Below are 25,841 nucleotides of genomic sequence, written 5' to 3' on the forward strand. Positions count from 1 at the left end.
AACTTAAGTGACGTTTACGTCAACGTCAAGTTGCGCACAGTAGGTTACCCTTCCGCCCCCTAAGCGTTGCCGCTTCAGCGGCCGAATCGCTCAGTCGATCCACTTCCAATGCCGCCAGCGAGGCGCGGCCTGTACACAAGGCATCACACGCCGCCGGCAGTGTGGCGGGAAAATTGATCCGCTCGCCGTCGAATATCGCGTCGAATCGGCAATTGCCGAAAGCGACCTTCAGGCGGCTACCCCGCCGATCCAGTGGGCCCGAAGCGCTGCACCCGTGACCATCGCCATATTCGATCAGGACACCGATTCGCTGGCTCCTTCCCGGCGTGTTCACGACACATATTCGATCGGTGTCGCGCGCCCAGGATCCGGTGATGCTGGCCCGCGCCGCATCCGGCACCAGCCCGGCCGTCACCGCCGCCGCTTCCAGCTTGGCGCCCGGCGATTTGCCTTCCCCCGACGGGTCGCGCGATCCATCGCCGCATGCCGTCAGCAGCAACGCCAGCCACAACGTACGCGTCACGCCATTCGGACCAGCGAAACGCCCTCCACACGGCGATAGAAACAAGTCGCCGCGCCGGTGTGACAGGCGGGTCCTGCAGGTTCGCAGATCAGCCACAGCGCATCCTGATCGCAGTCGATCCGCATTTCGACAACGGTCAGTACATGACCGGACGTCTCGCCCTTCTTCCACAATCGTCCGCGGCTGCGGGACCAGAAGGTCGCCTCGCCAGACTGTTGCGTTGCCGCTAATGCGTCCGCGTTCATATGCGCCACCATCAGCAATGCACCGGAGCGATCGGTGACGACGGCGGTAATCAGGCCCGCTGCATCGTAACGGGGGTCCAGGCGGAGCGTGGTGTCGCGGTCGGTCATCCGTTCGTCCTACCGAAAGGCAGCGACCCTGCAACCGCGACGGTCAACCATGATCCCGGATCGCCTTCACCAGCGCCGCCTTGTCCATGCCGGAACGGCCATCGATCCTGATCTTGCGCGCCTCGGCGAGCAGGTCGGCCTTGGTCCGGTCTTCTAGCGCGACGCCGTTATGTGCGAGCGTTCCCTTTGCCTTCGCGTTGGCGATCCGTGCCGCCTTTTCGGCTGAGTTTCCCTGCTTGCGCAGTTCCTCGTAGAGCTCGTCATCCTTGATTGATGGTCCGTGATCGCGCGCCATGGCAGGGCCCCTTTCTTGCCGAAAAACGGTCGATGCGATGGAACGCTCCCGGAATATCGTGACAAACAGGCGACAATCCATGTTGCCGGTCCTATAGGGCCGGCGACACCAAGAGAGCCCCGCTCCCATGCTGACCACCAATCCCTATGATGTTTCCTCCGACGACGGGGACAAGCTGCGTGAAGAATGCGGCGTGTTCGGCGTCACCGGCAGCGCCAGCGCCGCCGCCCTCGTCGCGCTCGGCCTCCATGCGCTGCAGCACCGGGGTCAGGAAGCCGCCGGCATCACCTCGTTCGACGGCCAGCATTTCCATACCCACCGGGCGATGGGCCATGTCGCCGGCAATTTCGACCGCGACGATGTGATCCGCTCGCTGCCCGGCACCGTCGCCGCCGGCCATGTCCGCTATTCGACCAGCGGCGAGACGGCGCTGCGCAACGTGCAGCCGCTCTATGCCGAGCTGTCGACCGGCGGCTTCGCGATCGCGCACAACGGCAACATCTCGAACGCGATGAAGCTGCGCCGCGAACTGGTGCGTCGAGGCTCGATCTTCCAGTCGACCAGCGATACCGAGACGATCATCCATCTCGTCGCGACATCGAACTACCGCACGCTGCTCGACCGGTTCATCGACGCGCTGAAGCAGATCGAGGGCGCCTATTCGCTCGTCGTGATGACGCCGGAGGGCATGATCGCCTGCCGCGATCCACTCGGTATCCGGCCGCTGGTGATGGGGCGCCTCGACGATGCTATCATCTTCGCGTCCGAGACCGTGGCGCTCGATGTATGCGGCGCGACGTTCGAGCGGATCGTCGAGCCCGGTGAGATGGTGATCGTTCAGAACGGCGAGATCCGCTCAGTGAAGCCGTTCGCACCGGTGGCGGCACGGCCCTGCATCTTCGAATGGGTCTATTTCTCGCGGCCCGACTCGATCGTCGACGATCATTCGGTCTATTCGGTCCGCAAGGAAATCGGCGCACAGCTGGCCGCCGAATCGCCGGTCGATGCCGATCTGGTCATTCCAGTGCCCGATTCGGGCGTCCCCGCCGCGATCGGTTACGCACAGGCGTCGGGCATTCCGTTCGAACTGGGCATCATCCGGTCGCACTATGTCGGCCGCACCTTCATCCAACCGAGCGACAATGTGCGCCATCTGGGTGTCAAGTTGAAGCACAACGCCAACCGCGCGCTGATCGAGGGCAAGCGGGTGATCCTGGTTGATGATTCGATCGTCCGGGGCACCACCAGCCTGAAGATCGTGCAGATGATGCGAGATGCCGGTGCCGCCGAGGTGCATCTGCGGATCGCGTCGCCACCGACCCGGCATTCCTGTTTCTACGGCGTCGATACGCCGGAGCGGACGAAGTTGCTGGCGCACAAGCTGGACGTCGGCGGCATGACCGATTTCATCCATGCCGACAGTCTGGCGTTCGTGTCGATCGACGGCCTGTACAAGGCGCTGGGCGAAGCGAAGCGCGATGTGCGGCCGAGCTATTGCGACGCGTGCTTCACCGGCGATTACCCGACGACGCTGACCGATCAGGATGACAGCGCGCAGGTCGACCAATTCGCGCTACTCGCCGAACGCGTCAACTAAGCCGGAGCCGAGCGATGACCGACAAGCCACTCGCCGACCGGCTCGCCCTCGTCACCGGCGCCAGCCGGGGGATCGGCGCGGCGACCGCACTGGCGTTGGCGGCGAAGGGTGCGCATGTCGTCATCACCGCCCGCACCGCCAAGGGGTTGGAGGATATCGAGGAAGCGATCTTCGCGGCCGGCGGGTCGGCGACGATTGCGCCGCTCGACCTGACCGAGACCGATGCGATCGCGCGGCTGGCGACGGCGATCGGCGAACGCTGGCAGGCGCTGGATTTGATGGTGCTGAACGCGGGGATGCTCGGCAGCCTGTCGGCGGTGCCGGCGATCGACCCCAAGGAACTAGCGCAGGTCCTGACCCTGAACGTCAGCGCGCAGGCGGCGCTGATCTCGGCGTTCGACCCGCTGCTGCGGCGGGCGTCGGCGGGTAAGGTGATCGGCATCACCTCCAGCGTGGGGCGCAACCCGCGGGCCTATTGGGGCGCATATGGCGCGTCGAAGGCGGCGTTCGAGACGTTGCTCGGTGCCTATGGTGACGAGGTTGAGCAGATCGGCCGCATCCGTACCGCCATCCTCGATCCCGGCGCGACCCGGACCACGATGCGGGCACGGGCCTATCCCGGCGAGGATCCGCAGTCGGTCAAGGAGCCATCGGTCGTTGCGGACCGGATCGTCGCATTGGCGATCGACGGCTTCCCAGCCGGCCACCGCGAGCGGGTTGATTAAGGCGGCTTTTGTCTGAAAGCCCCATTCGCCACGACCCAAAGAGCGCGGAAAGTTAGGCTAAAGTTAGGCCTATTTGCGCCCTATCTTTCGACGGGCCTATCGGCATCGTCGACGCCCGATCCGGTGACAGGTGACGCAGGATAATGGAATGCCGGGCTGTAGGACAGCCTGCAGCTTAGCGTCAGAAATCACGGCCAAGATATTGTTCTAGATGTCTATTTCTTGGCGAGCGTTACCTGCGCTACGTCGATCCCGCCGCCCCGGAAGCCGCCTTCGCAATACATCAGATAATAGCGCCACAGTCGCCGGAAACGCGAGTCGAGCCGTGCCGGCAGTCGCCCGGCCCGGTCGGCGGCGTCGAAGCGGACGCGCCAGAGGCGGAGCGTTTCTGCATAGTCCAGACCGAAACCCTTACGGTCTTCCCATGCCAACCCGCGCGCCGCCGCCAGTGCGCGGAAGCGTGGTTCGGACAACAGCATCCCACCCGGAAAGACGTGGCGCTGGATGAAATCGACGCTGGCGGCATAGGCGGGGAAGACGTCGTCGGCGATGGTGATGTACTGGATCGCGGCGCGGCCACCGGGTTTCAGCGCACGGGCGATCGAATCGAGATAGGCAGGCCAGTATTCCTGCCCCACCGCTTCGACCATCTCGATACTGGCGATCGCATCGAATTCGCCCTCGACATCGCGATAATCGGTCAGCGAGACGGTGACGCCGGGCAACCCCCGCGCCTCGACCACGCGTTGCTGCTCTGCCGACAGCGTCAGCGCGTGGACCCGCCGCCCCGCCCCAGCCGCAATCGCCGCGAAGGAACCCCAACCGCAGCCGATCTCAAGGATCGTGTCGCCCGCCGCGGTGCCGGTGCGGTCGAGCACCGCCTGCAACTTGGCCGCCTGTGCATCCTCCAGCGACTGCCCAGGCGCGGCGAACAGCGCGCTGGAATAGGTCAGGCTGTCGTCGAGCCATTCGCGATAGAAGTCGTTGCCCAGATCGTAGTGCGCCGCGATGTTGCGCCGCGCGCCAGGCCGGTCGTTGCGACGTAGCCGATGCCACACCTTTGCCGCCAGCCGCACGCCGACCCCGGCCCGCGCCGCATCGCCGAGCGGCACGCGATTGCGCATGAACAGGTCGAACAGCGGCACCGGATCGGGGCTGGACCAGTCGCCGGCCTCCCACCCCTCGTACCAGCCGACCGATCCACCGGTCGCCAGCCGCCACAGCGCGCGCCAACGATGGACGGCCACGGTGGCGACCGGCCCATCGGCCCGCCCCCCGATCAGCCGTGCGCTGCCGTCCGGCAGGGTCGCCTCGATCGCACCCACGGCTAGCCCAGAATCGATACGGTCGAGCAACCGATGAAACGGCCGCGCGACGGTGCGTTGGACGAACGTGCCGCGACGACGGTGAATGGCCCCTGCTTCCATGCGCGGCCCCATGCACCGCCAAACGCGTTCAGGAAAGCCTGCAGCTTTCTCTACAGCTTCTTTGCCGCAGCCAGCGCCCGTTCGCGTGCCTCGCGGTGGCCGATGATCTTGGCTGGGTAACCACGGGGACGGCAGCCGGCGTCGTCTGGGTCGTGGATCGCGGCATCGCCGACCTTTGCCAGTTCCGGCACCCAGCGACGGATGTAATCGCCGGCATCGAATTTCTCCGACTGGCTGAGCGGCGCCATGATCCGGCCGAACATGTTGGCGTCGACGCCGGTACCGGCGACCCATTGCCAGTTGACCGCGTTGTTGCCGTAATCGGCATCGACCAGACAATCCCAGAACCAGCGCTCGCCCTCACGCCAGTCGATCAGCAGATGTTTGACCAGGAAGCTGGCCGTGATCATCCGCACGCGGTTGTGCATCCAGCCGCTCTCCCACAACTGGCGCATACCGGCGTCGACGATAGGATAGCCGGTCTGACCCTGCTGCCACGCCTTCAGATCGATCCTGGCCTGTTTGTCGGTTCGCCATGGCAGGCGATCATATCTATCGCGGCCGTTGCGATCACCGTAATCGGGGAGCGCCATGATGACGCCGTGCGTGAAGTCGCGCCACGCGACTTCCTGACGGAAGGTCACGGCATCACGGTGTCCATCGGTCTGGTGCCAGACGGTGCGCGCCGATACCTCGCCGAAATGCAGATGCGGCGACAGACGCGTCGTCCCCTCCTCGGCCGGCATGTTCCGGGCGGTGTCATAGGCGGCCAACTTGTCGCCCACCTCCTTCGCCCGCTCCAGCGCAGCGGCCTCGCCGGGCGTCCAGTCCTCGTCGAACCCGCCGGACCAGTCGGGTTTGGTCGGCAGCAATTGCCATTTGCTCAACGTGTCGCTGGCCGGCCAATGAGCAGGTGCGTCGATCTTGCGGGGTGCGGGCATCGGCTCTTCGGGCGGCAGGAACGATTGCAGCGCCTTCCAGAAGGACGAATAGATGCGGAACGGCGTGCCCGATCCGGTGCGGACATCCTCGATATGGGCCAGATGGTTGCCGTCGTGCAGGCTTAGACGGTCGCCCAATGCTCCCTCCGCCTCTTTCCACCACGGCTCATAATGACGCAGGGCATGCACGCGGGCGGCGCCGGTCTGTTCGACCAGCTTCGCCAATTCATCGGCGGCGCGGCCACGGCGCAGGATCAGGCGGCTGCCCTTTTCCCTCAGGTCGGCGGCAAGCGAAGTCAAACTGTGATGTAGCCACCATCGCTGCGCGCCGCCGATCCGCCAGTCGCCCGGTGTCTCGTCATCGAGGATATAGACCGGGATCACTGGCCCCTCATGTGCCGCCGCGATCAAAGCGGGCTGGTCGTGGAGGCGCAGGTCCTGGCGGAACCAGAGGATAACGGGATCGGTCATGGCCGGCCCAACGCAAGGCCGGGGCGAACGCTCCGCCATTATCGCGCGGCGAAGGCCTCGCCGAGAATGAGGATCGCATCGACGTGCCGGCGGGCGATGGCCATGACATCGTCGCCGTAACCACCGCCGACCGTACTGGCGAGCGGCAGGCCCCGCTCGATCGCGAGGCGCGCCATCAACCGCTCGCGCCGCGCCAGCCCCTCAAGCGTCAGGCCGAGCCGACCAAGGCGATCATCCACGAACGGGTCGACCCCCGCCTGATAGAGGATCAGTTGCGGTTGCACCTCGTCCATCAGCGGCACCAGCGTCGATTCGAGCGTCGCCAGATAGGCGTCGTCGCCCATGCCGTCGGCCAGCGGCACATCGAGCGTCGATTGCGCCTTGCGCGCCGGGAAGTTCTTTTCGGCGTGGATCGAATAGGTCGCGATCTCCGGCCGCCCCGCCGTCAGCGCGGCGGTGCCGTCACCCTGGTGAACGTCGACATCGATGATCAGCAGCCGGTCGACGGTCCCCTCCTCGACCAGCCGGGTCGCCGCGACCGCCAGATCGTTGAACACGCAATATCCCGCACCCGTGTCGTGCAGGGCATGGTGGCTGCCCCCCGCAGTGTTGGCGGCAAAGCCATGTTCCATCGCCAGCAGCGCCGCCGCCCAGGTGCCGCCCGGCACCATCGCCGCGCGGGTGGCGACGGTGGCTGTCACCGGGAAGCCGATGCGGCGTTCCTTCATCGGTGGCACGCGCGAAGTCAGTACCTCGGCGACGTAATCGGGATCGTGCGTCGCCTCCAGCCACGGGGTCGGCATCGGTGTCGCTTCGTGCCAGACGATGCGATCATCCTCTGCCAACAACAGATCGCGGATCGCGCCGTTCTTGCCCCAGCGATAGGTCGATCGGCCGGGCGCTTCGGTGACATAGGCGGGATGATGGACGACATGGATCACGCCGCCTAATTAGGAACGCGAACCACGACCGGCCACCACGATCCGCCACCGGGAGCCTGAATGACCCAACATTATGTCCGTCCAGACGTACGCCGCTTCCTCGATTACCTGAACGCCCTGCCCGGCCCGCGCGCGCATGAGGTCGAGCCGGTCGTGGCCCGCCAGATGTTCGCGGCGACCAAGGACCTGACCGATCTGCCGATCGGCGAACTGGCGGTGATCCGCGATCTGGCGATCCCCGGCCTGGATGGGGCGATGATCGCGGCGCGGCTGTTCGACGCGCAGGCGACGCGGGTGCCGGGGCCGGTGGTGGTGTTCTATCACGGCGGCGGGTTCGTGTTCGGCGATATCGATACGCATGCCAGCCTGTGCGCGGAGATGGCGCGCATGCTGGGCTTGCCGGTCGTGTCGGTCGATTACCGGCTGTCGCCCGAACATCGCTGGCCGGCGGCACCCGACGATGCGGAGGCGGCGGCGCGATGGGTGGCGTCGAACCCGGTCGAGCTGGGCGTCACCGCGACGGCGCTGGTGCTGTGCGGCGACAGTGCGGGCGGGATGCTGACGATCAACACGGCGATGGCGCTGCGCGACGAGCCGGCGGGCGTGCCGGTGATCGTGCAGGCGCCGCTCTATCCGGTGACCGACCCGGCCGGGCGATATCCGTCATTCGAGGAATTCGCGGACGGATTCGTCCTGACCAAGACGGCGATGCTGTGGTTCGGCGATGCCTATGCCGCCGACGTCACGCATCCGCGCGGATCGCCGATGACCGTCGACCTGAGCGGCCTGCCGCCGGCGGTGATCGTGGCGGCGTCGCTCGATCCGTTGCGCGATCAGGGGCGGGCCTATGCCGCGCGGCTGATCGAGGCGGGGGTGCCGGTGGTGTACCGCGAGGCGGTGGGGACGATCCATGGCTTCGCCACCTTGCGCAAGGCGATCCCATCGGCGGCGGGTGACATCGCCGGCTTCCTGATCGCGCTGAAAGCAGTCGTGGCGGAATGCGAAGCGGCGCGCGTGATGGCGCAGGCGGCAGGATGAGCGACCTTCCCTATCGCCCCTGCGCTGGCGTCATGCTGCTGAACCGTGACGGCCGGGTCTTCGTGGGCCAGCGGATGGATACGACGATCGAGGCATGGCAGATGCCGCAGGGCGGGATCGATCCGGGCGAGGACGCGCTGACCGCCGCGATCCGCGAGCTGGGCGAGGAGACCGGCGTCGCGCCCGACAAGATCGAGTTGATTGCGGAGGCACCCGGCGACTTCACCTATGACCTGCCGCCCGAATTGATCGGCAAGGCGTGGAAGGGGAAATGGCGCGGGCAGACGCAGCGATGGTTCCTGTTCCGCTTCCTGGGCGAGGACGCGGATGTCGACATCGATACCAGCCATCGCGAATTCCGGGCGTGGCGCTGGATCGATCCCGACGACCTGCCGCGCCTGATCGTGCCGTTCAAGCGCGACCTGTACGAGGAGGTGCTGGCGGCGTTCCGCCCTCAACTCGCCGCATCGGACGGTCGTTGAGCGGTTGCAGCATCGGTTGCGGGCTTTAGGGTGGCGTCCGTGTTACCGCTTATCCTGATCCTGCAAGCTGCCGTGCCCGCTGCGGCCACGCCATCCGCGCCGCCGCCCGGTCCGACCGATGCCGGGGCGATGATTCCTGAATCGATCCGCGCGATGCTGGATGCGGCGTTGGAGTCGGGAAATGACGGCGATGTCTCCACGATCGTTCGCTATGCGCGATCGGCCGATCCGCTGAGCGGCGATGCGGTACTGGCGATCGCGGAGAAATGGCGCGCCGACCGCGCCGCCGCGCGCGAACAGGTGATCCGGCAAGCGAGTTTCCTGAACCTGTGGAAGGGCCGCGCCGAGGTCGGCGGGTTCGTCACGACGGGCAATTCGGACACCGCGGGCGGCAGCGCGGTGCTGGCGGCGGAGCGCGAGGGGCTGCAATGGCGGCACAAGTTCCGGGCGCAGGCGGATTATCAAGAAAGCCTGAACGTCACGACGCGCGAGCATTACCTGATCTCGTACGAACCCAACTACAAGTTCGACGACCGTGCCTATGTCTATGGTGCGGTTCAGTATGAGAGCGACCGGTTCCTGGGGTATAACGACCGTCTGTCGATATCGAGCGGTGCGGGTTACAGCCTGGTCAAGGGACCACGGACGCAGCTCGATCTGGAACTGGGGCCGGCGTACCGGCACACCGCATTCACTGACGACACTATCCAGTCGAGCATCGCCGGCCGTGGATCGCTCGATTTCCGCTGGCAGATACTGGGCGGTCTGACGCTGAGGGAACAGGCGTCGGCCTATGTCCAGCGGTTCAATTCGACGGTCAGCAGCATGACCGCGATCAACGCCAAGCTGCTGGGACCCTTGTCGGCACAACTGTCGTACAACGTGCAGTATGAAAGCATGCCGCCGGTCGGGCGGGAGACGACGGACACGATCAGCCGCGCCTCGCTGGTCTATTCGTTCTGACCGTGGCTACCCTCAGCGGCCTTGAGCGATCCGTCACCGAACGGATCGACGGCGCGGCGATGCTGGCGCAGGTCGAGGCATGGGGCGCGATCAACAGCGGCACGCGCAATCTGGCCGGGCTGGCGACGATGGCGGCCCGGCTGGCCGATGCCGCCGCCGCCCTGCCCGGCACCATCCGACTGGTCGAGCCGGTGCCGGTCGACTACATCGGCAGCGACGGGCGGCGGACCATGCTGGATCATGGTCGCCATCTGGTGGTGACGGTGCGGCCGGATGCGGCGACGCGGTTGCTGTTCGTCGGCCATATGGACACGGTCTACGGCGTCGATCACCCGTTCCAGCAACTTGCCTGGCGGCCGGACGGCGCGCTGGTCGGCCCCGGCGTTACCGATATGAAGGGCGGTCTGGCAGTGATGCTGGCCGCACTGGCGGCGGTGGAGGCAAGCAATGGCGCGGCGGGGATCGGGTACGATATCCTCATCAACGCGGACGAGGAAACCGGATCGCTATCGTCGTCGGCGCTGATCGCCGAACTGGCGGCGGGCAAGCTGGCGGCGCTGGGGTATGAGCCCGCGCTGGCGGATGGCACGCTGGCCGGCGCGCGGGGCGGCACCGGCAATTTCTCGATCGTGGTGCGCGGCCGCAGCGCCCATGCCGGCCGCAACCCGGAGGATGGCCGCAACGCACTGGTCGCCGCATCGGATCTCGCGATACGTCTCGCCGCCGCGAAGGCACCGATGCTGGGGGTCAACCCCGCGCGGATCGATGGCGGTGGCCCCAACAACATGGTGCCCGATCTCGCCATTCTGCGCGTGAACTTCCGGCCGCGCGATGCCGAGGCGATTGCGCAGGGGCAGGCGATACTGAACGACACGGTGGCGACGATCGCCGGCGAGCATGATGTCGGCATCGACCTGCACGGCAGTTTCAACCGCCCGCCCAAGCCGATCGATGCGGGCGCCGAACGTCTGTTCGCGCTGGTCGGTCGCGCCGGTGCCGATCTGGGCCTGACCATCGGCCGGCGCGATACGGGCGGCGTGTGCGACGGCAACAACGTCGCCGCCGCCGGCGTGCCGGTGGTCGATACGATGGGTGTACGCGGCGGCGCGATCCATTCCAGCGACGAATTCCTGCTGGTCGATAGTCTCGTCGAACGCGCGGCCTTGTCGGCGGTCACCATCCTGCGACTGGCAAAAGGAGGGCTGGCATGACGTTCCGCATCCGCGCGGCCACCGATGCCGATCTCCAGCATCTGTACGAGATGGCGAAGCTGACCGGCGGGGGTTTCACCAACCTGCCGCCTGATCGCCGGTCGCTGAAAGCGAAGCTCGATCGCAGCAACGCCGCCTTCGCCCGCACCGAGGGGCCGGTGATCGACGAACTGTTCGTGCTGGTGCTGGAGAACACGAGGACCGGCGAGGTGCGCGGCACGTGCCAGTTGTTCACGCAAGTCGGCGAGCAGCATCCCTTCTACAGCTATCGCCTTGGCACGCTGACCCAGCACAGCCGCGAACTGGGGCGTACGTTCCGCGCCGAGATGCTGACGCTGACCACCGATCTGGAAGGGTCGAGCGAGGTCGGCGGGCTGTTCCTCCATCCCGGCGAGCGCGCGGGCGGGCTCGGGCTGTTGCTTGCGCGATCGCGCTACCTGTTCATCGCCGCGCACCGGCCGCGTTTCGCCGATCGCATCCTGGCGGAATTACGCGGGGTGATCGACGAGGCGGGGGGATCGCCGTTCTGGGACGGGCTGGCCGGGCGCTTCTTCGGGATGAATTTCCAGGATGCCGACCAGTTCAATGCGATCAATGGCCACCAGTTCATCGCCGATCTGATGCCCAAGCATCCGATCTATACCGCCATGCTGTCCGAAGGCGCTCGCGCCGCGATCGGCCTGCCGCATCCGTCGGGCCGGGCAGCGATGCGGATGCTGGAGCATGAAGGTTTCCGGTACGAGGGCTATCTCGACATCTTCGACGGCGGCCCGACGATGACCGCGCGCACCGATCAGGTGACGTCGGTGCGCGGGGCCGCCGAGACGCGTGTGGTGGCGATCGATGAGATGATCGACGGGGGCGGCAACGACGAGCTGGTCGCGAGCGGCCGGCTGGCCGCGTTCCGCTGCGCGTTCGGCCAGGTGCGCGAGGTGGCGGACGGCGTGATCCTGTCGCCCGACTGCGCCGCCGCGCTGGGGGTCGAAGCAGGAGACAAGGTAATGCGGGTCGGCCGATGGTAGGGTCATCGGGACTGGTCGAGATCAATTTCGACGGCATCATCGGCCCCAGCCACAATTATGCCGGCCTGAGCCACGGTAATCTGGCCGCGACGCGTAACGCCGGCAAGGTCGCCCACCCCCGCGCCGCCGCGTTGCAGGGGATCGCCAAGATGCGCGCCAACCTGTCGCTGGGGCTGGTGCAGGGCATCCTGCCGCCGCATCCCCGCCCGGATCACGACTGGCTCGCCGCCCTCGCCACCGATTACAAGCGGGCGCCGATCCATCTGAAAGCGCAGGCACTGTCTGCGTCGGCGATGTGGGCGGCCAATGCCGCGACCGTCTCGCCCGCCCCGGATGCGACGGATGGGCGTTGTCACCTGACGGTCGCCAATCTGGTGACGATGGCGCATCGCAGCCACGAATGGCCGGCGACGCTGGCGATGCTGCGCGTCGCGTTCGCCGATCCCGCCTTCGTCGTCCATCCGCCGGTGCCCGCACCGTTCGGGGACGAGGGCGCCGCCAATCACATGCGGCTGGCCGATCATCACGGCGCGGCCGGGGTCGAAGTATTCGTCTATGGCAAGGCCGGCGGCCCCTTCCCCGCCAGGCAATCGCGTGAGGCGAGCGAGGCAGTGGCGCGTGCGCACAGGCTCGATCCCGCCCGCACGCTGTTCGTGGAGCAATCCGCCGCCGCCATCGCGGCCGGCGCGTTCCACAACGATGTCGTCGCGGTCGTCAACGAACGCGTGCTGTTCGCGCATGAGCAGGCGTTCGCCGATCCGGCGCAGGTCTATGCGAACCTCCGCCGCCTGCTGCCCACGGTCGAGATCGTCGAGGTGCCGGCCGCCGCCGTCAGCCTGCAGGATGCGATCACGTCATACCTGTTCAACGCGCAGCTCGTCTCGACCGGGAATGGCACGACGTTGATCGTGCCCGGGGAGGCGCGAGCGAACGCCGCCGTGTGGCGCTGGCTGGAGGGACATGCGGCCGGCAACGGCCCGATCCGGCGGCTGAACGTGGTCGATGTTCGCGAATCGATGGCCAATGGCGGTGGTCCTGCATGCTTGCGGTTGCGGGTCGTCGCCGATCCGGCGACGATCGATCCGCGCTTTCTGGTCGATGACGGGAAGCTCGACCGGATTGCCGCACTGGTGGCGGAGGCTTGGCCGGAGGCGATCGCGGCCGATGCGATCGGTGATCCCGCACTCATCGCCACCATCGAAAGCGCGCGTCGGCGATTGCTGGCGTTGCTCGATCTGGGTGAGTTGATCGACGCCTAGACCCTTTCCACCCGCAGCTTTGCTGCTCCTTCCTTCTGCCACCGGGGAGAGGGAAGGATGTTTAAAACTGTCGGGTTAACTGACAGGTAACCATATCGCTTAACCCGGATATGGCGGATTTCCGGGATTGGCCTCGCCCTTGCTTAACTTTAGCCATGCTCACCCGCCTTGCCCGCCTGTTCGTCATCAAGACCAAGTTCGAGGCGTTTCTCGTCATCTATGGCCTCGCCCTCGGCGCGACGCATCGCGGGGTGCAGTATCTTCAGCAATACCCCGGTACCGGTGGCTGGCTGTTGTTCGCGTGCTGTCCGATCGCGGTGTTCATGGCCGGCGGGCGCATCCTCGATTCACTGGAGCGGGAGTACGCGGGCTGACACGCTTTTGCGGTCAACAGGATAACTTGGCTCCTTTCCGGCGCGGTCTACCCTATCTGCACTGGACATGAGCACGCTCACCCATCTGCAACGCCTCGAAGCTGAGAGCATCCATATCCTGCGCGAGGTCGTCGCCGAAACCGAGCGGCCGGTGATGCTGTATTCGGTCGGCAAGGATTCGGCGGTGATGCTGCATCTGGCGAAAAAGGCTTTCGCGCCGGGCAAGCCGCCCTTCCCGCTGCTGCATGTCGACACGACCTGGAAATTCCGCGCGATGTACCAGCTGCGCGACCGGGCCGCCGCCGAGGCCGGCATGGAACTGATCGTCCATCGCAACCCCGAGGCGGAGGCACAGGGGATCAATCCGTTTGATCATGGCGGTCGCCACACCGACATGTGGAAGACGGAGGGGCTGAAACAGGCGCTGACGCTGGGCGGGTATGACGCCGCCTTTGGTGGCGCGCGGCGGGACGAGGAAAAGAGCCGGGCGAAGGAGCGCATTTTCTCGTTCCGCTCCGCCAGCCACGGCTGGGATCCCAAGGCGCAGCGGCCGGAATTGTGGCGGCTCTACAATACCCGGCTGAACCGCGGCGAATCGCTGCGCGTGTTTCCGCTGTCGAACTGGACCGAGCTGGATATCTGGCAGTACATTCTGGCCGAGGGGATCGAGATTGTTCCGCTTTATTTCGCCGCGCCGCGCCCGACGGTTGAGCGCGACGGCATGCTGCTGATGGTCGATGACGACCGGTTCCGCCTGAACCCCGGCGAGGCGCCGGTGGACCGATCGATCCGTTTCCGCACGCTGGGCTGTTACCCGCTGACCGGCGCGGTCGAAAGCGAGGCGGACACCCTGTCCGCGATCATCCAGGAAATGTTGCTGACGACCACGTCGGAGCGGCAGGGCCGGGCGATCGATCACGATCAGTCGGGCAGCATGGAAAAGAAGAAGCGCGAGGGATATTTCTGACATGACGGCCTATCGCCCCGATGCGCTCGTCGCCGAGGATATCGACGCCTATCTGGCGGGCCACGCCGCCAAGACCATGCTGCGCTTCATCACCTGCGGGTCGGTGGACGACGGCAAGTCGACGTTGATCGGCCGGCTGCTGTACGATTCGCGCGCGATCTTCGAGGATCAGCTGGCGGCGCTGGAGGCGGATTCGGCGCGGGTCGGGACGCAAGGGGCGAACATCGACTTCGCGTTGCTGGTCGATGGCCTGACCGCCGAGCGCGAACAAGGCATCACGATCGACGTCGCCTATCGATTCTTCGCGACCGAGCGGCGCAAGTTCATCGTCGCCGACACGCCGGGCCACGAACAGTACACCCGTAACATGGTGACGGGCGCGTCGACCGCCGACTGCGCGGTCATCCTGATCGACGCGCGCAAGGGCGTGCTGACCCAGACGCGCCGGCACAGCTATCTGGCGAACCTCGTCGGTATCCGCGAGATCGTGCTGGCGGTGAACAAGATGGATCTGGTCGGCCACGACCAGTCCGTGTTCGACGCGATCGTCGCTGATTACCGTGCCTTTGCCGCCTCGATCGGCATCGACCGCTTCACCGCCATTCCGCTGTCGGGGCTGACCGGTGCCAACGTCACCGAGCGTGCCGATGCCATGCCCTGGTATGCGGGGCCGACGCTGCTCCAGCATCTGGAGGTCGTGCCGGTCGATACCGATCGCGCGGCGACGCGGCCATTCCGGCTGCCGGTGCAATGGGTCAACCGGCCCGATCTCGACTTTCGCGGGTTCGCCGGGATGGTCGCGTCTGGTTCGGTCAGCGTCGGCGAGCGGGTGCGCATCGTCCCGTCGGGTCGCACCACGCAGGTGGCGCGGATCATCGGTGCGGATGGCGAGCGCAGCCATGCGGTAGCGGGCGAAGCGGTGACGGTGACGCTGGCGGACGAGGTCGATTGCTCGCGCGGCGACGTGATCGCCGCGGCCGACAGCCCAACGGCGATCGCCGACCAGTTCGTCGCGACGGTCGTCTGGCTTGCGGACCAGCCGATGGTGCAAGGTCGCGGGTACTGGCTGAAGCTCGGCACCCAGATGGTCAATGCGACCGTCCAGCCGCCCCGCCACGTGATCGACGTGAACACGCAGGCCGAACTGTCGGCCACGACGCTGGAACTGAATGATATCGGCGTGGCCGAGGTCTATTGTGACCGCCAGATCGTGTTCGAACCCTATGCCAATGGCGTCGATCTGGGCGGCTTCATCCTGATCGACCGCGCGACCAACGCGACCGTTGCGGCGGGGATGATCGATCAGGCGTTGCGCCGGTCGGGCGACGTCCATTGGCAGTCGATCGACGTCACGCGCGAGGCGCATGCCTCCCAGAAGGGCCAAAGCCCGCGCGTGCTGTGGTTCACCGGCCTGTCCGGATCGGGCAAGTCGACGATCGCCAATCTGGTCGAACGAAAACTGCACGCGCTGGGCCGACACAGCTTTCTTCTCGACGGCGACAATATCCGCCACGGCCTGAACCGCGATCTCGATTTCTCCGAGGCCGGGCGGATCGAGAATGTCCGGCGGGTGGGCGAGGTCGCGAAGTTGATGGCGGATGCGGGGCTGATCGTCCTCACCGCCTTCATCTCGCCCTTCCGCGCCGAACGTGACATGGTGCGCGGGATGTTGCCGGTCGGGGAGTTCGTCGAGATCTTCGTCGATACCCCGCTGGCCGTGGCGGAGGCGCGTGACGTGAAGGGGCTGTATGCCAAGGCACGAGCCGGCCAGATTGCCGATTTCACCGGCATCTCCAGCCCCTACGAAGCGCCGGGCCGCCCCGATATCCGCATCGATACGACCCGCGAGACGCCGGAAGCCGCCGCCGAGCGGATCGTGGAGCATGTGATCGGCATTTGGAGCCCCGACCTGTGACCGACACCGCATTGGCCGCCGCCATCGCCCGCGAGGCGGGGGTATTGCTGAAGGCGATCCGGGACGAAGGGCGCGAAACCGGCAAGGCGCTGGGCGATCGTGGCGATGCGGAGGCGAATCGGCTGATCCTCGCCCGGCTCGCGGCCGAGCGTCCTGACGATTTCGTCCTGTCCGAAGAAAGCATCGACGATCGCCGCCGTTGCGGCGCGCGGCGGGTGTGGATCGTCGATCCGCTGGACGGCACGAAGGAATATGCCGGTGGGTTAGCCGACTGGGCGGTGCATATCGGCCTGGCGGTCGATGGTCGCCCATCGGTGGGAGCCGTCGCCGTGCCTGAACTGAACCGGGTCTGGTGCACCGACCATGCCCATGCCGCGCTGGCCCCGTTGCAGGATCGCCTGCGCGTCGTCGTCAGCCGGTCGCGCTGCCCGGATATCGCCAGCGACGTCGGCATTGCGCTGGATGCCGAACTGATCGGTATGGGATCGGCGGGTGCGAAGGCGATGGCGGTCGTCGACGGCCGCGCCGACATCTATCTGCACGAAGGCGGCCAATATGAATGGGACAATTGCGCCCCCGCCGCCGTGGCGCTCGCCGCTGGCTTGCATGCCTCGCGGATCGACGGCAGTCCGCTGGTCTATAACTGCGCGGACCCGTTGTTGCCCGATCTGCTGATCTGTCGGCCGGAACTGGCGGCCAGGGTGCTGGCCACGATCGCCGAGGCGCGCGGCTAGCTCAAGCCGCTACGCGTTCCAGCAACTGCGCCATCACCCGGCGATAGAGCGTTTCGCCGTCCACCAACAGGTCGATCATCGGCTCGGTCGGGTCGGCAGCCGCCCCGTCACCGGGAAAGTAGCCGATCCGGTCGGTCACGACATGCGCGCCGAGCCCGTTGTAGAAACCGGCCAGCGCCTCGATCACGCGCTTTGACCGGCCATAGCTGTGATCGCCGTCGATCCACGCCGACGACGGTAGGAATATCCCGACATAATGGCGCCAGTGGCGCAGATGCCCCGTCACGCGTTCGACATGCGACTCCGACTCGCCATCGCCATAAGCGCAATCGAACAGGTAGGTCGGTGACGCCGTCCGGGCGATCATCGCGGGATCGACCGGATCGGTTAGCACGAGAAAACCGTCGCGACGCAGGCGGGTCGCAAAGGCGCGGCCGACGCGGCCGTTCGCGCCCAGCACGATGGCGCTGCCCGGCGCCTCGTCCGTGTCGCCGCATCGATCGGCGCGGCCATTTGTCTGCATTTCGTTCAATGACGTCTCCCGGACCGGGGGCGCCGCCGATCGTGTCGCCCGGGTCCGGTGGAAACACCCTGCCCGCCTGCGACCCGTTTCGCAATCGGTCGATGAAAAGATCGTTATCGAATATCGGGTATGCTTTTTACGGTGGCAGACTTGCAGTCGATCACGCTGATGTTATCTCTGGCGGCAGAACATATCGGAGAGAGTGATGGACCTGCGCTTTACGCCCGAGGAAGAAAATTTCCGCGATGAGGTACGCAGTTTCCTTGCCGAAAAACTGCCCGAGCATCTGTCGCGAAAGGTGAAACACGGGCTGGCGATGACCAAGGCGGACATGGAGGAATGGCACGGCATCCTCCATGCCAAGGGGTGGCTGGCGAGCCATTGGCCTGAACGGCATGGCGGCCCCGGATGGACGGTGGTGCAGCGATCGATCTTCGAGGACGAAAGCGCCCGCGCGAACGCGCCGCGCATCGTGCCCTTTGGGGTCAACATGCTGGGGCCGGTGCTGATCAAATACGGGTCTGACGAGCAGTGCGAGCGCATCCTGCCGCGTATTCTCGATGGCACCGACTGGTGGTGTCAGGGATATTCCGAACCCGGTGCTGGGTCCGACCTCGCCAGCCTGAAGACCAGCGCGGTACGCGACGGCGATCATTACGTCGTCAACGGGCAGAAGACGTGGACGACACTGGGCCAATATGCCGACTGGATCTTCTGCCTCGTCCGCACCGATCCCACCGCGAAGGCGCAGGAGGGCATTTCGTTTCTGCTGATCGATATGAAGAGCCCCGGCATCGAGGTGCGGCCGATCGTGCTGCTGGACGGCGATCCGGAGGTGAACGAGGTGTTCTTCACCGATGTGCGCGTGCCGGTGGGCAATCTGGTCGGCGAGGAGAACAAGGGCTGGACCTACGCCAAATACCTCCTGACCTATGAGCGGACCAACATCGCCGGCGTCGGGTCGTCGATCGCGGCGTTCGACCGGCTGAAGTCGATCGCCGGCCTGTTGACGCGGGGCGGCCGACCGTTGGCGGAAGACCCGCTGTTCGCCGCCCGGATGGCCCGGGTCGAGATCGATCTGGCAAACATGGCGACGACGAACATGCGCGTCATCGCGGCGGCGGCGAACGGTGGTGCACCGGGTGCGGAAAGCTCGATGCTGAAGATCAAGGGCACGGAAATCCGCCAGGCGATCACCGCCCTCACCCGCCGCGCCTATGGCCCCTATGCCCAGCCCTTCATTCCGGAGGCGCTGGAGGACGGATATAACGGCGAACCGGTGGGACCGGAGGACGCGGGGTCCGCCGCGCCGACCTATTTCAACTATCGCAAACTTTCGATCTTCGGCGGATCGAACGAGGTGCAGAAGAACATCATTTGCAAGATGATCGTGGGGCTCTGATGGATTTCCAGCATTCCGAAGATCGGCAGATGCTCGCCGATACGCTGCGCCGTTTCCTGACCGAGCGGGCACCGATCGATGTGCGCAACAAGGCGGCTTATGGCGAGAACGGGTATAGCCCGGATGTGTGGCGGGGGCTGGCCGAACTGGGCGTGATCGGCGCGCTGTTCGGCGAAGATGTCGGCGGGTTCGGCGGTGGCGGCTTTGACATCATGGTGGTGTTCGAGGAGATCGGGCGGGCGCTGGCGGTCGAGCCGTTCCTCGGCACGCTGATGGCGGGACGGGCCTTGGCCGTAGCCGGGCGTACCGCCGAACTGGAGGGAATTATCGCCGGCACGACGATCGTCGCCTTCGCCCATGCCGAGCCGCAGGACCGCGCGCCCGGAGATCCGCTCGCGACGCGGGCGACGGCGGAGGCCGATGGCTGGGTGTTGAATGGTGCGAAGGCGGTGGTCGTGCAGGCGGAAGCCGCCGACGTGCTGCTGGTGTCGGCACAGACCGATCAGGGACCGTCACTGTTCCTGGTCCCGGCCGACGCCGCCGGTGTGCAAGTGCATGGTTACACGAATGTTGATGGCGGGCGATCGGCAGAGGTTTCGCTCAGGGACGTCCGGATCGAGGCGTCGGCACAGGTGGCCGGCGACGGTATGGCGGCGATCGCCGCGGCGGAGGCGGCGGGGCTGCTCGCCTTGTCAGCCGAAGCGCTGGGTGCGATGGAGATCGCGAAGTCGGCGACGATCGATTACCTCCAGACCCGCAAACAGTTCGGGGTGCCGATCGGCAAGTTCCAGGCGCTGCAGCATCGGATCGCGACGGTCCTGCTGGAGATCGAGCAGGCGCGTTCCGCCGTCATCAATGCGGCTGATGCATTTGACGGCGAGACCGCCGATCGCGCGTTGTCCGCGGCGAAATACACGATCGGCGCGACGGGCCAGCTTGTCGCTGAGGAGGCGATCCAGCTACATGGTGGTATCGGCATGACGTGGGAGCTGCCGCTGTCGCACTATGCCAAGCGCATCACGATGATCGATGGGCAACTGGGCGATCAGGACGAGCATCTGCAACGCTATATCGCGCTCGGTTGCGCCGCGTGACCGGTGCCGGCTCGGGTGACTGTATCGCCTGAGCCGGCCGATCCGGGCATTTCTTCGGTGCAGCGACTTCGGTCGGGTAGCCAGCGATGGCGACCAGCGAAAACGAAATCAGGCCGGTGTGTCGCCACACCGGCCTGAATTTTTCCATTCCATCCCAATGAGATGGTGGTGCGCCCGGAACGATTCGAACGTCCGACCCTCAGATTCGTAGTATCTCGATCGATACGTCTGACATCCCCCGCTCTCACCAATTCTAGCTAACCCATCTATCTCGATCAGCCATCGACTTCTAATTCGGGTGGGTCCTGCCAAGCTTGCCCAGCATTAGCCGGGGGGCATGCGGGGGGCGCTGGAAAGTTCACAGGGCCGCTGGATCGATGACACCGAACAATCAATCCGCGCAGCGCGTTGGTTGAGTGATTTGCGCGTTTGGCCCGCGGGCGTCGTGGCCGCCACTATTGCCTGGCCCATCGAGCCCGACCGGTCATTGCTACCCGTCATGGTGAAGCGGGTGGCCGACCAGCGCAGCGTCTCTGCTGGCCGGTCGGCAATGAAAGGCAGGAAAGTCGCCCTATCTCAAAAAGCGATCGAACCAAGCCACCGACCGTCGCCTGACATCGGCGGAATGGTCACGATCGCGGATTGAGTGCCCCTCGTCAGCGTAGATGACGAGGCTGGTTGGAACACCGAGCTCTTTCAGCGCGTGCCAATACTCAATTGATTGGGTCGGCGGCACCTCGATGTCACGCTCGCCGACATAGACAAACGTAGGGGTCTTCGCCTGCTTGATCACGGTGATCGCCGATACGCGGGCGTACGCCTCCGGATCGTCATACATGGAGCGTCCAAAGAACGGGATCATCCATTGATCGATGCCGTTGGTGCCATAGTAGCTGATCCAGTTGGACAACCCTGCCCCTGCGACAATCGCCTTGAAGCGGGTGGTCTGGGTGTTCGCCCACATCGACATGAACCCGCCGTAACTGCCACCGGTCAGGCCAAGGCGCGCGTCATCGATTGGGGCCACCTTCTCGACGGCGTCGATCCCGGCCAGGATGTCGCGCAAGTCACCCCCGCCGAAGTCGCGCCGGTTGGCGGCAGTGAACGCTTCGCCCTGGCCATAGCTGCCACGCGGGTTGGGCAGGAATACCCAGTATCCCGCCGCCAGCAACGCGCCGGGCCCACTCTCACGCATGACGTAGTTGGGCGTCGATGCCGACGCAGGACCGCCGTGGACGATCGTCACCATCGGCGCCTTCGCCGCTGGTTTTGCAGTGGCCACCGGCGCCAGCAACCAGCCCTGGACGTCTAGGCCGTCATTCTTCCAGTTGATGCTGCGTGCGACCGCATTGATCGGTGCGGCATCGTTATCACGCGTGATCCGCTTGGCCCGGCCAAGCGGCCCAGCATATAGCGCGGACGCATGGGCGAAGTCCTGAACCGCGGTCGCCATCGTCCGCCCGTCGGCGCTGACCACGACCTTGCCGTCGCCCGCGGCAAAACTCGCCGGGCGGCTCCATCGCACCGTCGCCCCACCGTCCACGGCAATGGTGGCTACCTCCGCCGCATCGCCATCGAGTCGGGTCGCCACCATCCCTGTGCGTGGCCAAGCGAGCGACGTCACCGTCGCCTTGGCCCCGGCAGTGAGGTTGACCGGTTCGCCACCGGCCAGCGGCACCGTCCACACGTCGCCACCGATAGAGCCGAAATCGCTCATCAGCCCTCCGATGTAGGCGACCGTCCGCCCGTCCGGCGATACACGCGGCATGTTAACCTGCGTCTTGGGGCTGGCGATCTGGCGAACCGCCCCCGTCTCTGCATCAATGGCGTCAAGCGTTGCCACCCACCACTTGTTGTCGCCGTTGCCGAAGGCGCTGGTCGCGACGAGCACCCGCCCGTCGGGTGCCCAATCATATTCGTAGATGTAGCGTTTCGCCGGGGAAAGCGCGCGGATCGCGCCGGTGGCGAGTTCGATGACGGCGATCCGTTGTTCGTCGCTTTTTTCGCCGATTTCGCCAACCTGACGCACGCCCGCCTGCGTCGCACCCGCCTCCTTGGCTGCACCGTAGGTCGCGAGCAAGGCCAGCCGGCGGCCGTCCGGCGAGAACCGCAGCGTCTGGGCGATGCCGTCAAACCCGGCGACCTGCCGCTCGCCCGCATCGTCCGCCAGCATCACCGACACACGTCCCTTGTCACGCACCAGGAATGCGAGCCGACCGTCGGCGGCGAAGGTGGGTGAGCCATAGCTGCAGGTACGGCACGGATCGATCGTGCGAACAATGCCGCCGTCGCGAACGCGCCGTACGACCACAGCCGCATGATCCGTCGCGACATTCTCGATCGCCACGAGCCGATCACCCCTAGGTGCGATCTGCACTGCGGCGAATCGGTGAATGGGTCCCGTCTGCCCCGCGACTGCCGAAGGTGCCGCGGCAATCAGTAGCGCGATTGTCGCCCGCATCATTTCGACGCCGTCGCGGTCGCTGTCAGCCCTCGATCCTCCAGCATCGGCTCGATGTCCGGGTCCTTCCCGTAGAAGGTGCGGAACATCGGTCCGTAATCTTCGGTATGGCCCTTCGACAAAATCATGTCTCGGAACCGTTGGCCGTTCGCCCGCGTCAACCCACCGTGGGCCATGAACCAAGCATAGGCGTCGTTGTCGAGCATCTGCGTCCAGAGATACGCGTAATAGCCCGCGGCGTAGCCACCCGCCCAGATGTGGGCGAAATAACTGGTGCGGTAGCGGGGCGGCACGTCCTTGGTGTCGAGACCCATGTCAGCTAGTTTGGCCGCCTCGAACGCGTCGACATCGGTCGGCGTCGATCCCGCCGGTAGCGCGTGCCAGTCCTGATCGAGCGTCGCCGCGGCGACCAGTTCACCCAACTCATAGCCCTGGTTGAACTTGGCCGCGTTCTTGATCTTGGTGACCAGCGTCGTGGGCATCGGCGCCCCGGTGCGATAGTCCTTGGCGTAGTTGGCGAGTATCTTCGGATCGAGCGCCCAATGCTCGTTGAACTGCGACGGGAATTCCACCCAGTCCCGCGCGGTGTTGGTGCCGGACACGAGCGGATAGGTCTGGTTCGCGAACAGGCCGTGCAGCGCGTGGCCAAATTCGTGGAACATCGTCGTCACGTCGTCGAACGTGATCAGCGCGGGTTGACCCGGCGCAGGCTTGGTGAAGTTAGCGACGTTATATACGATCGGCTTGGTGCCGAGCAGCTTCGATTGGCCGACGAAGTTCGACATCCAGGCGCCGCCCGCCTTGTTGTCGCGCTTCCAATAGTCGAAATACATCAGACCCAGTTCGGACCCGTCTTTGTCGTACACCGTGAACACGCGTACGTCAGTCTGGTAGACGGGGATGTCGCGGCGTTCCTTGAACGTAACCCCGTAAAGCTGTCCCGCCGCAAAGAAGACGCCGTCGGTCAGCACGCGGCTGATCTCGAAATACGGCTTCAGTTCATTCTGATCGAGGTCGTACTTCGCCTTGCGGACCTTCTCCGAGTTATAATCCCAGTCCGCGGGCGTCAGCGGATAAGATGCGCCGCTGGCATTTATCGTCCGCTGGAGTTCGGCCGCCTCGCGACGCTGCTCGGCGGCGGTCGCAGGGACCAGTTGTGCCATGAAGCGTTTCGCCGCCTCGGGCGTCTTCGCCATCTGATCGTAGAGCGAATAGGCGGCGTAGTTGGGATAGCCGAGCAGCTTCGCCTTCTCCGCGCGCAGACGCGCGATCTTGATGATCAGCGTGCGGGTGTCGTTGGCGTCGCCCTGTTCGGCGCGGGTCCAAGCCTTGGCGAACAACGCCGCGCGCGTCTGCCGGTCGGTGAGCGAGCCGAGCGCTGGCTGTTGCGTCGTATTCTGAAGCGACAGCACGTATTTGCCGGGCATGCCGCGATCCTTGGCACCCTCTGCTGCCGCGGCGATCTCCGCGTCGCTGAGCCCTGCAAGCTGCGCCTTGTCGTCGACGACAAGGGCGCCAGCCTTGGTCGCTGCGAGCAACTGCTGCTGGAAGGCGGTGGTGGCCGAGGAAATCTCGGTGTTCAGCGCGCGGAGCTTGGTCTTGTCGGCATCGTTCAACTGCGCCCCTGCGTGGAGGAAATCGCTGTGATACAGCTCCAGAACTTGCCGCTGCTCAGGCGTCAGGCTCAATTTGTCACGCTGCTTGTACAGCGTGTCGACCCGCGCGAAGAGCTGCGGGTCGAGGTAGATGGCGTCGTTGTTCTGCGCCATCTTCGGTGCCATCACAGAACGGGTCTTGTCGAGCGTATCATTGGTATTTGCCTGCGCGACGCCGAAGAATGCTTGGCTGGCACGATCAAGCGTGCGACCGGAGCGTTCCATTGCCTCGATCGTGTTCTGGAAGGTCGGTGCCGATCGCTGAACCCGGATCGCCCTCATCTCGGTGATCTGCTCGGCCATGCCTTGCTCGAGCGCTGGCTGATAGTCCGCGTCCGCTATCTGATCGAAGCGTGGTGCCTGAAAGGGCAACGTGCTCGGTACGACCAACGGATTGGCGCGCTCGGAGATCGAATTTGCTTTGCCGGAGCCGGCCCGTGGCGACGCAGTCTGGGCATTCGCACCCGATGCGAGCAGCCCAAGGAGAGCGACGGATTGTAACCAGGGTGAGCGGATCATTCTTAGGGCCTTCGAAGCGTGATCGATCCGCTCTTCTGCTCCCGTCACAGCGCTGATACAATGTCTCGCTGATAGCGTTCGGATAAATCCTGTTTCGTCGCAATGATTTCCAAGCGCCGACCTGACTTTAAATGATCTAATGACGCCTAATACCAAAGATAGTGCGCTTAGGAGGACGGGTTATCGGTGATAGCCGAAAAGTGGCGGCGGCAGCAGGTGCGATGACGGGCGAGACGACCGTGGGGGTTAGGTCGTAGCAAGTGCCGTGACGACGCCAGTCCCCATCGACAGGTTTAGGACGGCCTTCAGGCGCTAAATCACAAGCTTGATCCGGCTACGGCAACGATAGGGGAATACTCCCGGCATTTGATGGATCGCACGTGGTGCAGGATCAATAAGTCGGGCGGCGTGTCCCCGCCCTTCAGTTAGGGTCAGGACTCGTTGATCAAAGCCAGAAGATGACGGTGGCAGCGAGGACGATGGCGGACAAGAAGACCGTCGGACACCTATCGTAGCGGGTGGCAACGCGGCGCCAGTCCTTCAGCCGTCCGAACATGATTTCGATACGGCTACGGCGCCTGTAGCGGCGCTTGTCGTATTTGATGGGCTCGAGCCGAGACCTCCGACCTGGGATGCAGGGTTGGATGCCCTTGGCCTGCAAAGCATCCCTGAACCAGTCGGCGTCATAGCCGCGGTCACCGAGCAGCCACTGTGCCTTGGGCAGATCGTCGAGCAGGGCTGACGCGCCGGTGTAGTCGCTGACCTGCCCGGCGGTCATGAAGAAGCTCAAGGGCCGCCCGTCCGCATCACTGACGGCGTGCAGCTTGATGTTCATGCCCCCTTTGGTGCGGCCGATCAGGCGGCCGAGATCCCCTTTATGGATGGCTCGCCCCTTATCCGAATCGTTGTCATCCTACGACAGCAGGTCGTTTGAGGAAGGAGCGAAGGT

The 25,841-nt window shown here is 65.3% G+C and carries 23 protein-coding genes and 1 pseudogene; 14 read left to right on the plus strand and 10 right to left on the minus strand.

All coding sequences use genetic code 11. The features are described from left to right. Nucleotides 1–25: 25 nt before the first annotated feature. The 3 genes from ASG67_RS05860 to ASG67_RS05870 are packed head-to-tail and all read right to left on the minus strand — an operon-like array spanning nucleotide 26 to nucleotide 1,171. Nucleotides 26–523: a hypothetical protein gene (locus ASG67_RS05860; protein WP_235535068.1), complete on the minus strand. Its 498-nt coding sequence runs from the start codon at nucleotides 521–523 to the stop codon at nucleotides 26–28. Beyond that, complete coding sequence (gene hisI, locus ASG67_RS05865) at nucleotides 520–876, minus strand: phosphoribosyl-AMP cyclohydrolase (protein ID WP_056526925.1); 357 nt, start codon at nucleotides 874–876, stop codon at nucleotides 520–522. Before hisI ends, ASG67_RS05860 begins: the two co-directional genes overlap by 4 nt. Nucleotides 877–919: 43 nt before the next feature. After that, nucleotides 920–1,171: a hypothetical protein gene (locus ASG67_RS05870; protein WP_056526929.1), complete on the minus strand. Its 252-nt coding sequence runs from the start codon at nucleotides 1,169–1,171 to the stop codon at nucleotides 920–922. A gap of 127 nt (nucleotides 1,172–1,298) precedes the next feature. Here ASG67_RS05870 and purF point away from each other — a divergent pair, with 127 nt between their 5' ends. Both purF and ASG67_RS05880 read left to right on the plus strand, forming a co-directional pair. After that, nucleotides 1,299–2,768, plus strand: a complete 1,470-nt coding sequence (gene purF / locus ASG67_RS05875; RefSeq protein ID WP_056526932.1) for an amidophosphoribosyltransferase — start codon at nucleotides 1,299–1,301, stop codon at nucleotides 2,766–2,768. Between the two features lie 14 nt (nucleotides 2,769–2,782). After that, nucleotides 2,783–3,493: an SDR family NAD(P)-dependent oxidoreductase gene (locus ASG67_RS05880; protein ID WP_056526935.1), complete on the plus strand. Its 711-nt coding sequence runs from the start codon at nucleotides 2,783–2,785 to the stop codon at nucleotides 3,491–3,493. A 215-nt stretch (nucleotides 3,494–3,708) separates the two neighbouring features. On the opposite strand, the gene ASG67_RS05885 is transcribed toward ASG67_RS05880, so the two are convergent. The 3 genes from ASG67_RS05885 to ASG67_RS05895 are packed head-to-tail and all read right to left on the minus strand — an operon-like array spanning nucleotide 3,709 to nucleotide 7,273. After that, the gene (locus ASG67_RS05885) at nucleotides 3,709–4,920 is read right to left on the minus strand and encodes an SAM-dependent methyltransferase (RefSeq protein WP_056526938.1); all 1,212 of its coding nucleotides are present in this window, start codon (nucleotides 4,918–4,920) and stop codon (nucleotides 3,709–3,711) included. A 50-nt stretch (nucleotides 4,921–4,970) separates the two neighbouring features. Continuing rightward, nucleotides 4,971–6,332 carry a cryptochrome/photolyase family protein gene (locus ASG67_RS05890; protein ID WP_056526940.1) on the minus strand — a complete coding sequence of 454 codons (1,362 nt, stop codon included), beginning with the start codon at nucleotides 6,330–6,332 and terminating at the stop codon, nucleotides 4,971–4,973. A 38-nt stretch (nucleotides 6,333–6,370) separates the two neighbouring features. Further along, the gene (locus tag ASG67_RS05895) at nucleotides 6,371–7,273 is read right to left on the minus strand and encodes a histone deacetylase (protein ID WP_056526943.1); all 903 of its coding nucleotides are present in this window, start codon (nucleotides 7,271–7,273) and stop codon (nucleotides 6,371–6,373) included. Between the two features lie 60 nt (nucleotides 7,274–7,333). Here ASG67_RS05895 and ASG67_RS05900 point away from each other — a divergent pair, with 60 nt between their 5' ends. From ASG67_RS05900 to ASG67_RS05945, 10 genes are all read left to right on the plus strand, one after another. Further along, nucleotides 7,334–8,311, plus strand: coding sequence for an alpha/beta hydrolase (locus ASG67_RS05900; protein WP_056526946.1), 978 nt, complete (start codon nucleotides 7,334–7,336; stop codon nucleotides 8,309–8,311). Beyond that, nucleotides 8,308–8,793 (plus strand): RNA pyrophosphohydrolase, encoded by a 486-nt coding sequence (locus tag ASG67_RS05905; protein ID WP_056526949.1) that lies wholly within the window; start codon nucleotides 8,308–8,310, stop codon nucleotides 8,791–8,793. Before ASG67_RS05900 ends, ASG67_RS05905 begins: the two co-directional genes overlap by 4 nt. Nucleotides 8,794–8,832: 39 nt before the next feature. After that, nucleotides 8,833–9,756, plus strand: a complete 924-nt coding sequence (locus ASG67_RS05910) for a YdiY family protein (RefSeq protein ID WP_235535069.1) — start codon at nucleotides 8,833–8,835, stop codon at nucleotides 9,754–9,756. Between the two features lie 2 nt (nucleotides 9,757–9,758). After that, nucleotides 9,759–10,967 carry a hydrolase gene (locus ASG67_RS05915; RefSeq protein WP_082543342.1) on the plus strand — a complete coding sequence of 403 codons (1,209 nt, stop codon included), beginning with the start codon at nucleotides 9,759–9,761 and terminating at the stop codon, nucleotides 10,965–10,967. Further along, nucleotides 10,964–11,989 (plus strand): arginine N-succinyltransferase, encoded by a 1,026-nt coding sequence (locus ASG67_RS05920; protein ID WP_056526955.1) that lies wholly within the window; start codon nucleotides 10,964–10,966, stop codon nucleotides 11,987–11,989. The genes ASG67_RS05915 and ASG67_RS05920 overlap by 4 nt, the downstream gene beginning before the upstream one ends. After that, a complete protein-coding gene (locus tag ASG67_RS05925; RefSeq protein WP_056526958.1) occupies nucleotides 11,983–13,248 on the plus strand; it encodes an N-succinylarginine dihydrolase in 1,266 nt (421 codons plus the stop codon). The genes ASG67_RS05920 and ASG67_RS05925 overlap by 7 nt, the downstream gene beginning before the upstream one ends. Before the next feature lie 155 nt (nucleotides 13,249–13,403). Continuing rightward, nucleotides 13,404–13,622, plus strand: coding sequence for a hypothetical protein (locus tag ASG67_RS05930; protein ID WP_056526961.1), 219 nt, complete (start codon nucleotides 13,404–13,406; stop codon nucleotides 13,620–13,622). Nucleotides 13,623–13,689: 67 nt separating this feature from the next. Continuing rightward, nucleotides 13,690–14,589 carry a sulfate adenylyltransferase subunit CysD gene (gene cysD, locus ASG67_RS05935; protein ID WP_056526964.1) on the plus strand — a complete coding sequence of 300 codons (900 nt, stop codon included), beginning with the start codon at nucleotides 13,690–13,692 and terminating at the stop codon, nucleotides 14,587–14,589. A gap of 1 nt (nucleotide 14,590) precedes the next feature. After that, nucleotides 14,591–16,504 carry a sulfate adenylyltransferase subunit CysN gene (cysN, locus tag ASG67_RS05940; RefSeq protein WP_056526968.1) on the plus strand — a complete coding sequence of 638 codons (1,914 nt, stop codon included), beginning with the start codon at nucleotides 14,591–14,593 and terminating at the stop codon, nucleotides 16,502–16,504. Beyond that, entirely contained in the window at nucleotides 16,501–17,238 is a 738-nt protein-coding gene (locus ASG67_RS05945; protein WP_056526971.1) for a 3'(2'),5'-bisphosphate nucleotidase CysQ, read from the plus strand. Before cysN ends, ASG67_RS05945 begins: the two co-directional genes overlap by 4 nt. A gap of 1 nt (nucleotide 17,239) precedes the next feature. Here the strand turns inward: ASG67_RS05945 and ASG67_RS05950 are convergent, their stop codons facing one another. Then, complete coding sequence (locus ASG67_RS05950; RefSeq protein WP_056526974.1) at nucleotides 17,240–17,770, minus strand: hypothetical protein; 531 nt, start codon at nucleotides 17,768–17,770, stop codon at nucleotides 17,240–17,242. A 196-nt stretch (nucleotides 17,771–17,966) separates the two neighbouring features. Here ASG67_RS05950 and ASG67_RS05955 point away from each other — a divergent pair, with 196 nt between their 5' ends. Both ASG67_RS05955 and ASG67_RS05960 read left to right on the plus strand, forming a co-directional pair. Continuing rightward, complete coding sequence (locus tag ASG67_RS05955; protein ID WP_056526978.1) at nucleotides 17,967–19,163, plus strand: acyl-CoA dehydrogenase family protein; 1,197 nt, start codon at nucleotides 17,967–17,969, stop codon at nucleotides 19,161–19,163. Continuing rightward, nucleotides 19,163–20,257, plus strand: coding sequence for an acyl-CoA dehydrogenase family protein (locus ASG67_RS05960; protein ID WP_056526982.1), 1,095 nt, complete (start codon nucleotides 19,163–19,165; stop codon nucleotides 20,255–20,257). Before ASG67_RS05955 ends, ASG67_RS05960 begins: the two co-directional genes overlap by 1 nt. A 571-nt stretch (nucleotides 20,258–20,828) precedes the next feature. Here ASG67_RS05960 and ASG67_RS05965 read toward each other — a convergent pair. From ASG67_RS05965 to ASG67_RS05975, 3 genes and pseudogenes are all read right to left on the minus strand, one after another. Beyond that, on the minus strand, nucleotides 20,829–22,721 hold the full coding sequence (locus ASG67_RS05965) for a S9 family peptidase (protein ID WP_321163528.1): 1,893 nt from the start codon (nucleotides 22,719–22,721) through the stop codon (nucleotides 20,829–20,831). Further along, nucleotides 22,718–24,892 carry a M3 family metallopeptidase gene (locus ASG67_RS05970; protein ID WP_056526984.1) on the minus strand — a complete coding sequence of 725 codons (2,175 nt, stop codon included), beginning with the start codon at nucleotides 24,890–24,892 and terminating at the stop codon, nucleotides 22,718–22,720. Before ASG67_RS05970 ends, ASG67_RS05965 begins: the two co-directional genes overlap by 4 nt. A 445-nt stretch (nucleotides 24,893–25,337) precedes the next feature. Then, nucleotides 25,338–25,775: pseudogene (locus ASG67_RS05975) on the minus strand (IS5 family transposase); the annotation flags it as partial. Nucleotides 25,776–25,841: the final 66 nt, after the last annotated feature.

Origin of the sequence: Sphingomonas sp. Leaf339 (assembly GCF_001426195.1) — a bacterium.
Classification (GTDB): Bacteria; Pseudomonadota; Alphaproteobacteria; order Sphingomonadales; family Sphingomonadaceae; genus Sphingomonas.

What these genes read in the sequence shown, in the direction of transcription:
- hisI (WP_056526925.1), bottom strand. Translation starts at nt 876, where the DNA reads ATGACCGACCGCGACACCACGCTCCGCCTGGACCCCCGTTACGATGCA.
- ASG67_RS05870 (WP_056526929.1), bottom strand. Translation starts at nt 1,171, where the DNA reads ATGGCGCGCGATCACGGACCATCAATCAAGGATGACGAGCTCTACGAG.
- purF (WP_056526932.1), top strand. Translation starts at nt 1,299, where the DNA reads ATGCTGACCACCAATCCCTATGATGTTTCCTCCGACGACGGGGACAAG.
- ASG67_RS05880 (WP_056526935.1), top strand. Translation starts at nt 2,783, where the DNA reads ATGACCGACAAGCCACTCGCCGACCGGCTCGCCCTCGTCACCGGCGCC.
- ASG67_RS05885 (WP_056526938.1), bottom strand. Translation starts at nt 4,920, where the DNA reads ATGGAAGCAGGGGCCATTCACCGTCGTCGCGGCACGTTCGTCCAACGC.
- ASG67_RS05890 (WP_056526940.1), bottom strand. Translation starts at nt 6,332, where the DNA reads ATGACCGATCCCGTTATCCTCTGGTTCCGCCAGGACCTGCGCCTCCAC.
- ASG67_RS05900 (WP_056526946.1), top strand. Translation starts at nt 7,334, where the DNA reads ATGACCCAACATTATGTCCGTCCAGACGTACGCCGCTTCCTCGATTAC.
- ASG67_RS05905 (WP_056526949.1), top strand. Translation starts at nt 8,308, where the DNA reads ATGAGCGACCTTCCCTATCGCCCCTGCGCTGGCGTCATGCTGCTGAAC.
- ASG67_RS05920 (WP_056526955.1), top strand. Translation starts at nt 10,964, where the DNA reads ATGACGTTCCGCATCCGCGCGGCCACCGATGCCGATCTCCAGCATCTG.
- ASG67_RS05925 (WP_056526958.1), top strand. Translation starts at nt 11,983, where the DNA reads ATGGTAGGGTCATCGGGACTGGTCGAGATCAATTTCGACGGCATCATC.
- ASG67_RS05930 (WP_056526961.1), top strand. Translation starts at nt 13,404, where the DNA reads ATGCTCACCCGCCTTGCCCGCCTGTTCGTCATCAAGACCAAGTTCGAG.
- cysD (WP_056526964.1), top strand. Translation starts at nt 13,690, where the DNA reads ATGAGCACGCTCACCCATCTGCAACGCCTCGAAGCTGAGAGCATCCAT.
- cysN (WP_056526968.1), top strand. Translation starts at nt 14,591, where the DNA reads ATGACGGCCTATCGCCCCGATGCGCTCGTCGCCGAGGATATCGACGCC.
- ASG67_RS05955 (WP_056526978.1), top strand. Translation starts at nt 17,967, where the DNA reads ATGGACCTGCGCTTTACGCCCGAGGAAGAAAATTTCCGCGATGAGGTA.
- ASG67_RS05960 (WP_056526982.1), top strand. Translation starts at nt 19,163, where the DNA reads ATGGATTTCCAGCATTCCGAAGATCGGCAGATGCTCGCCGATACGCTG.
- ASG67_RS05965 (WP_321163528.1), bottom strand. Translation starts at nt 22,721, where the DNA reads ATGATGCGGGCGACAATCGCGCTACTGATTGCCGCGGCACCTTCGGCA.
- ASG67_RS05970 (WP_056526984.1), bottom strand. Translation starts at nt 24,892, where the DNA reads ATGATCCGCTCACCCTGGTTACAATCCGTCGCTCTCCTTGGGCTGCTC.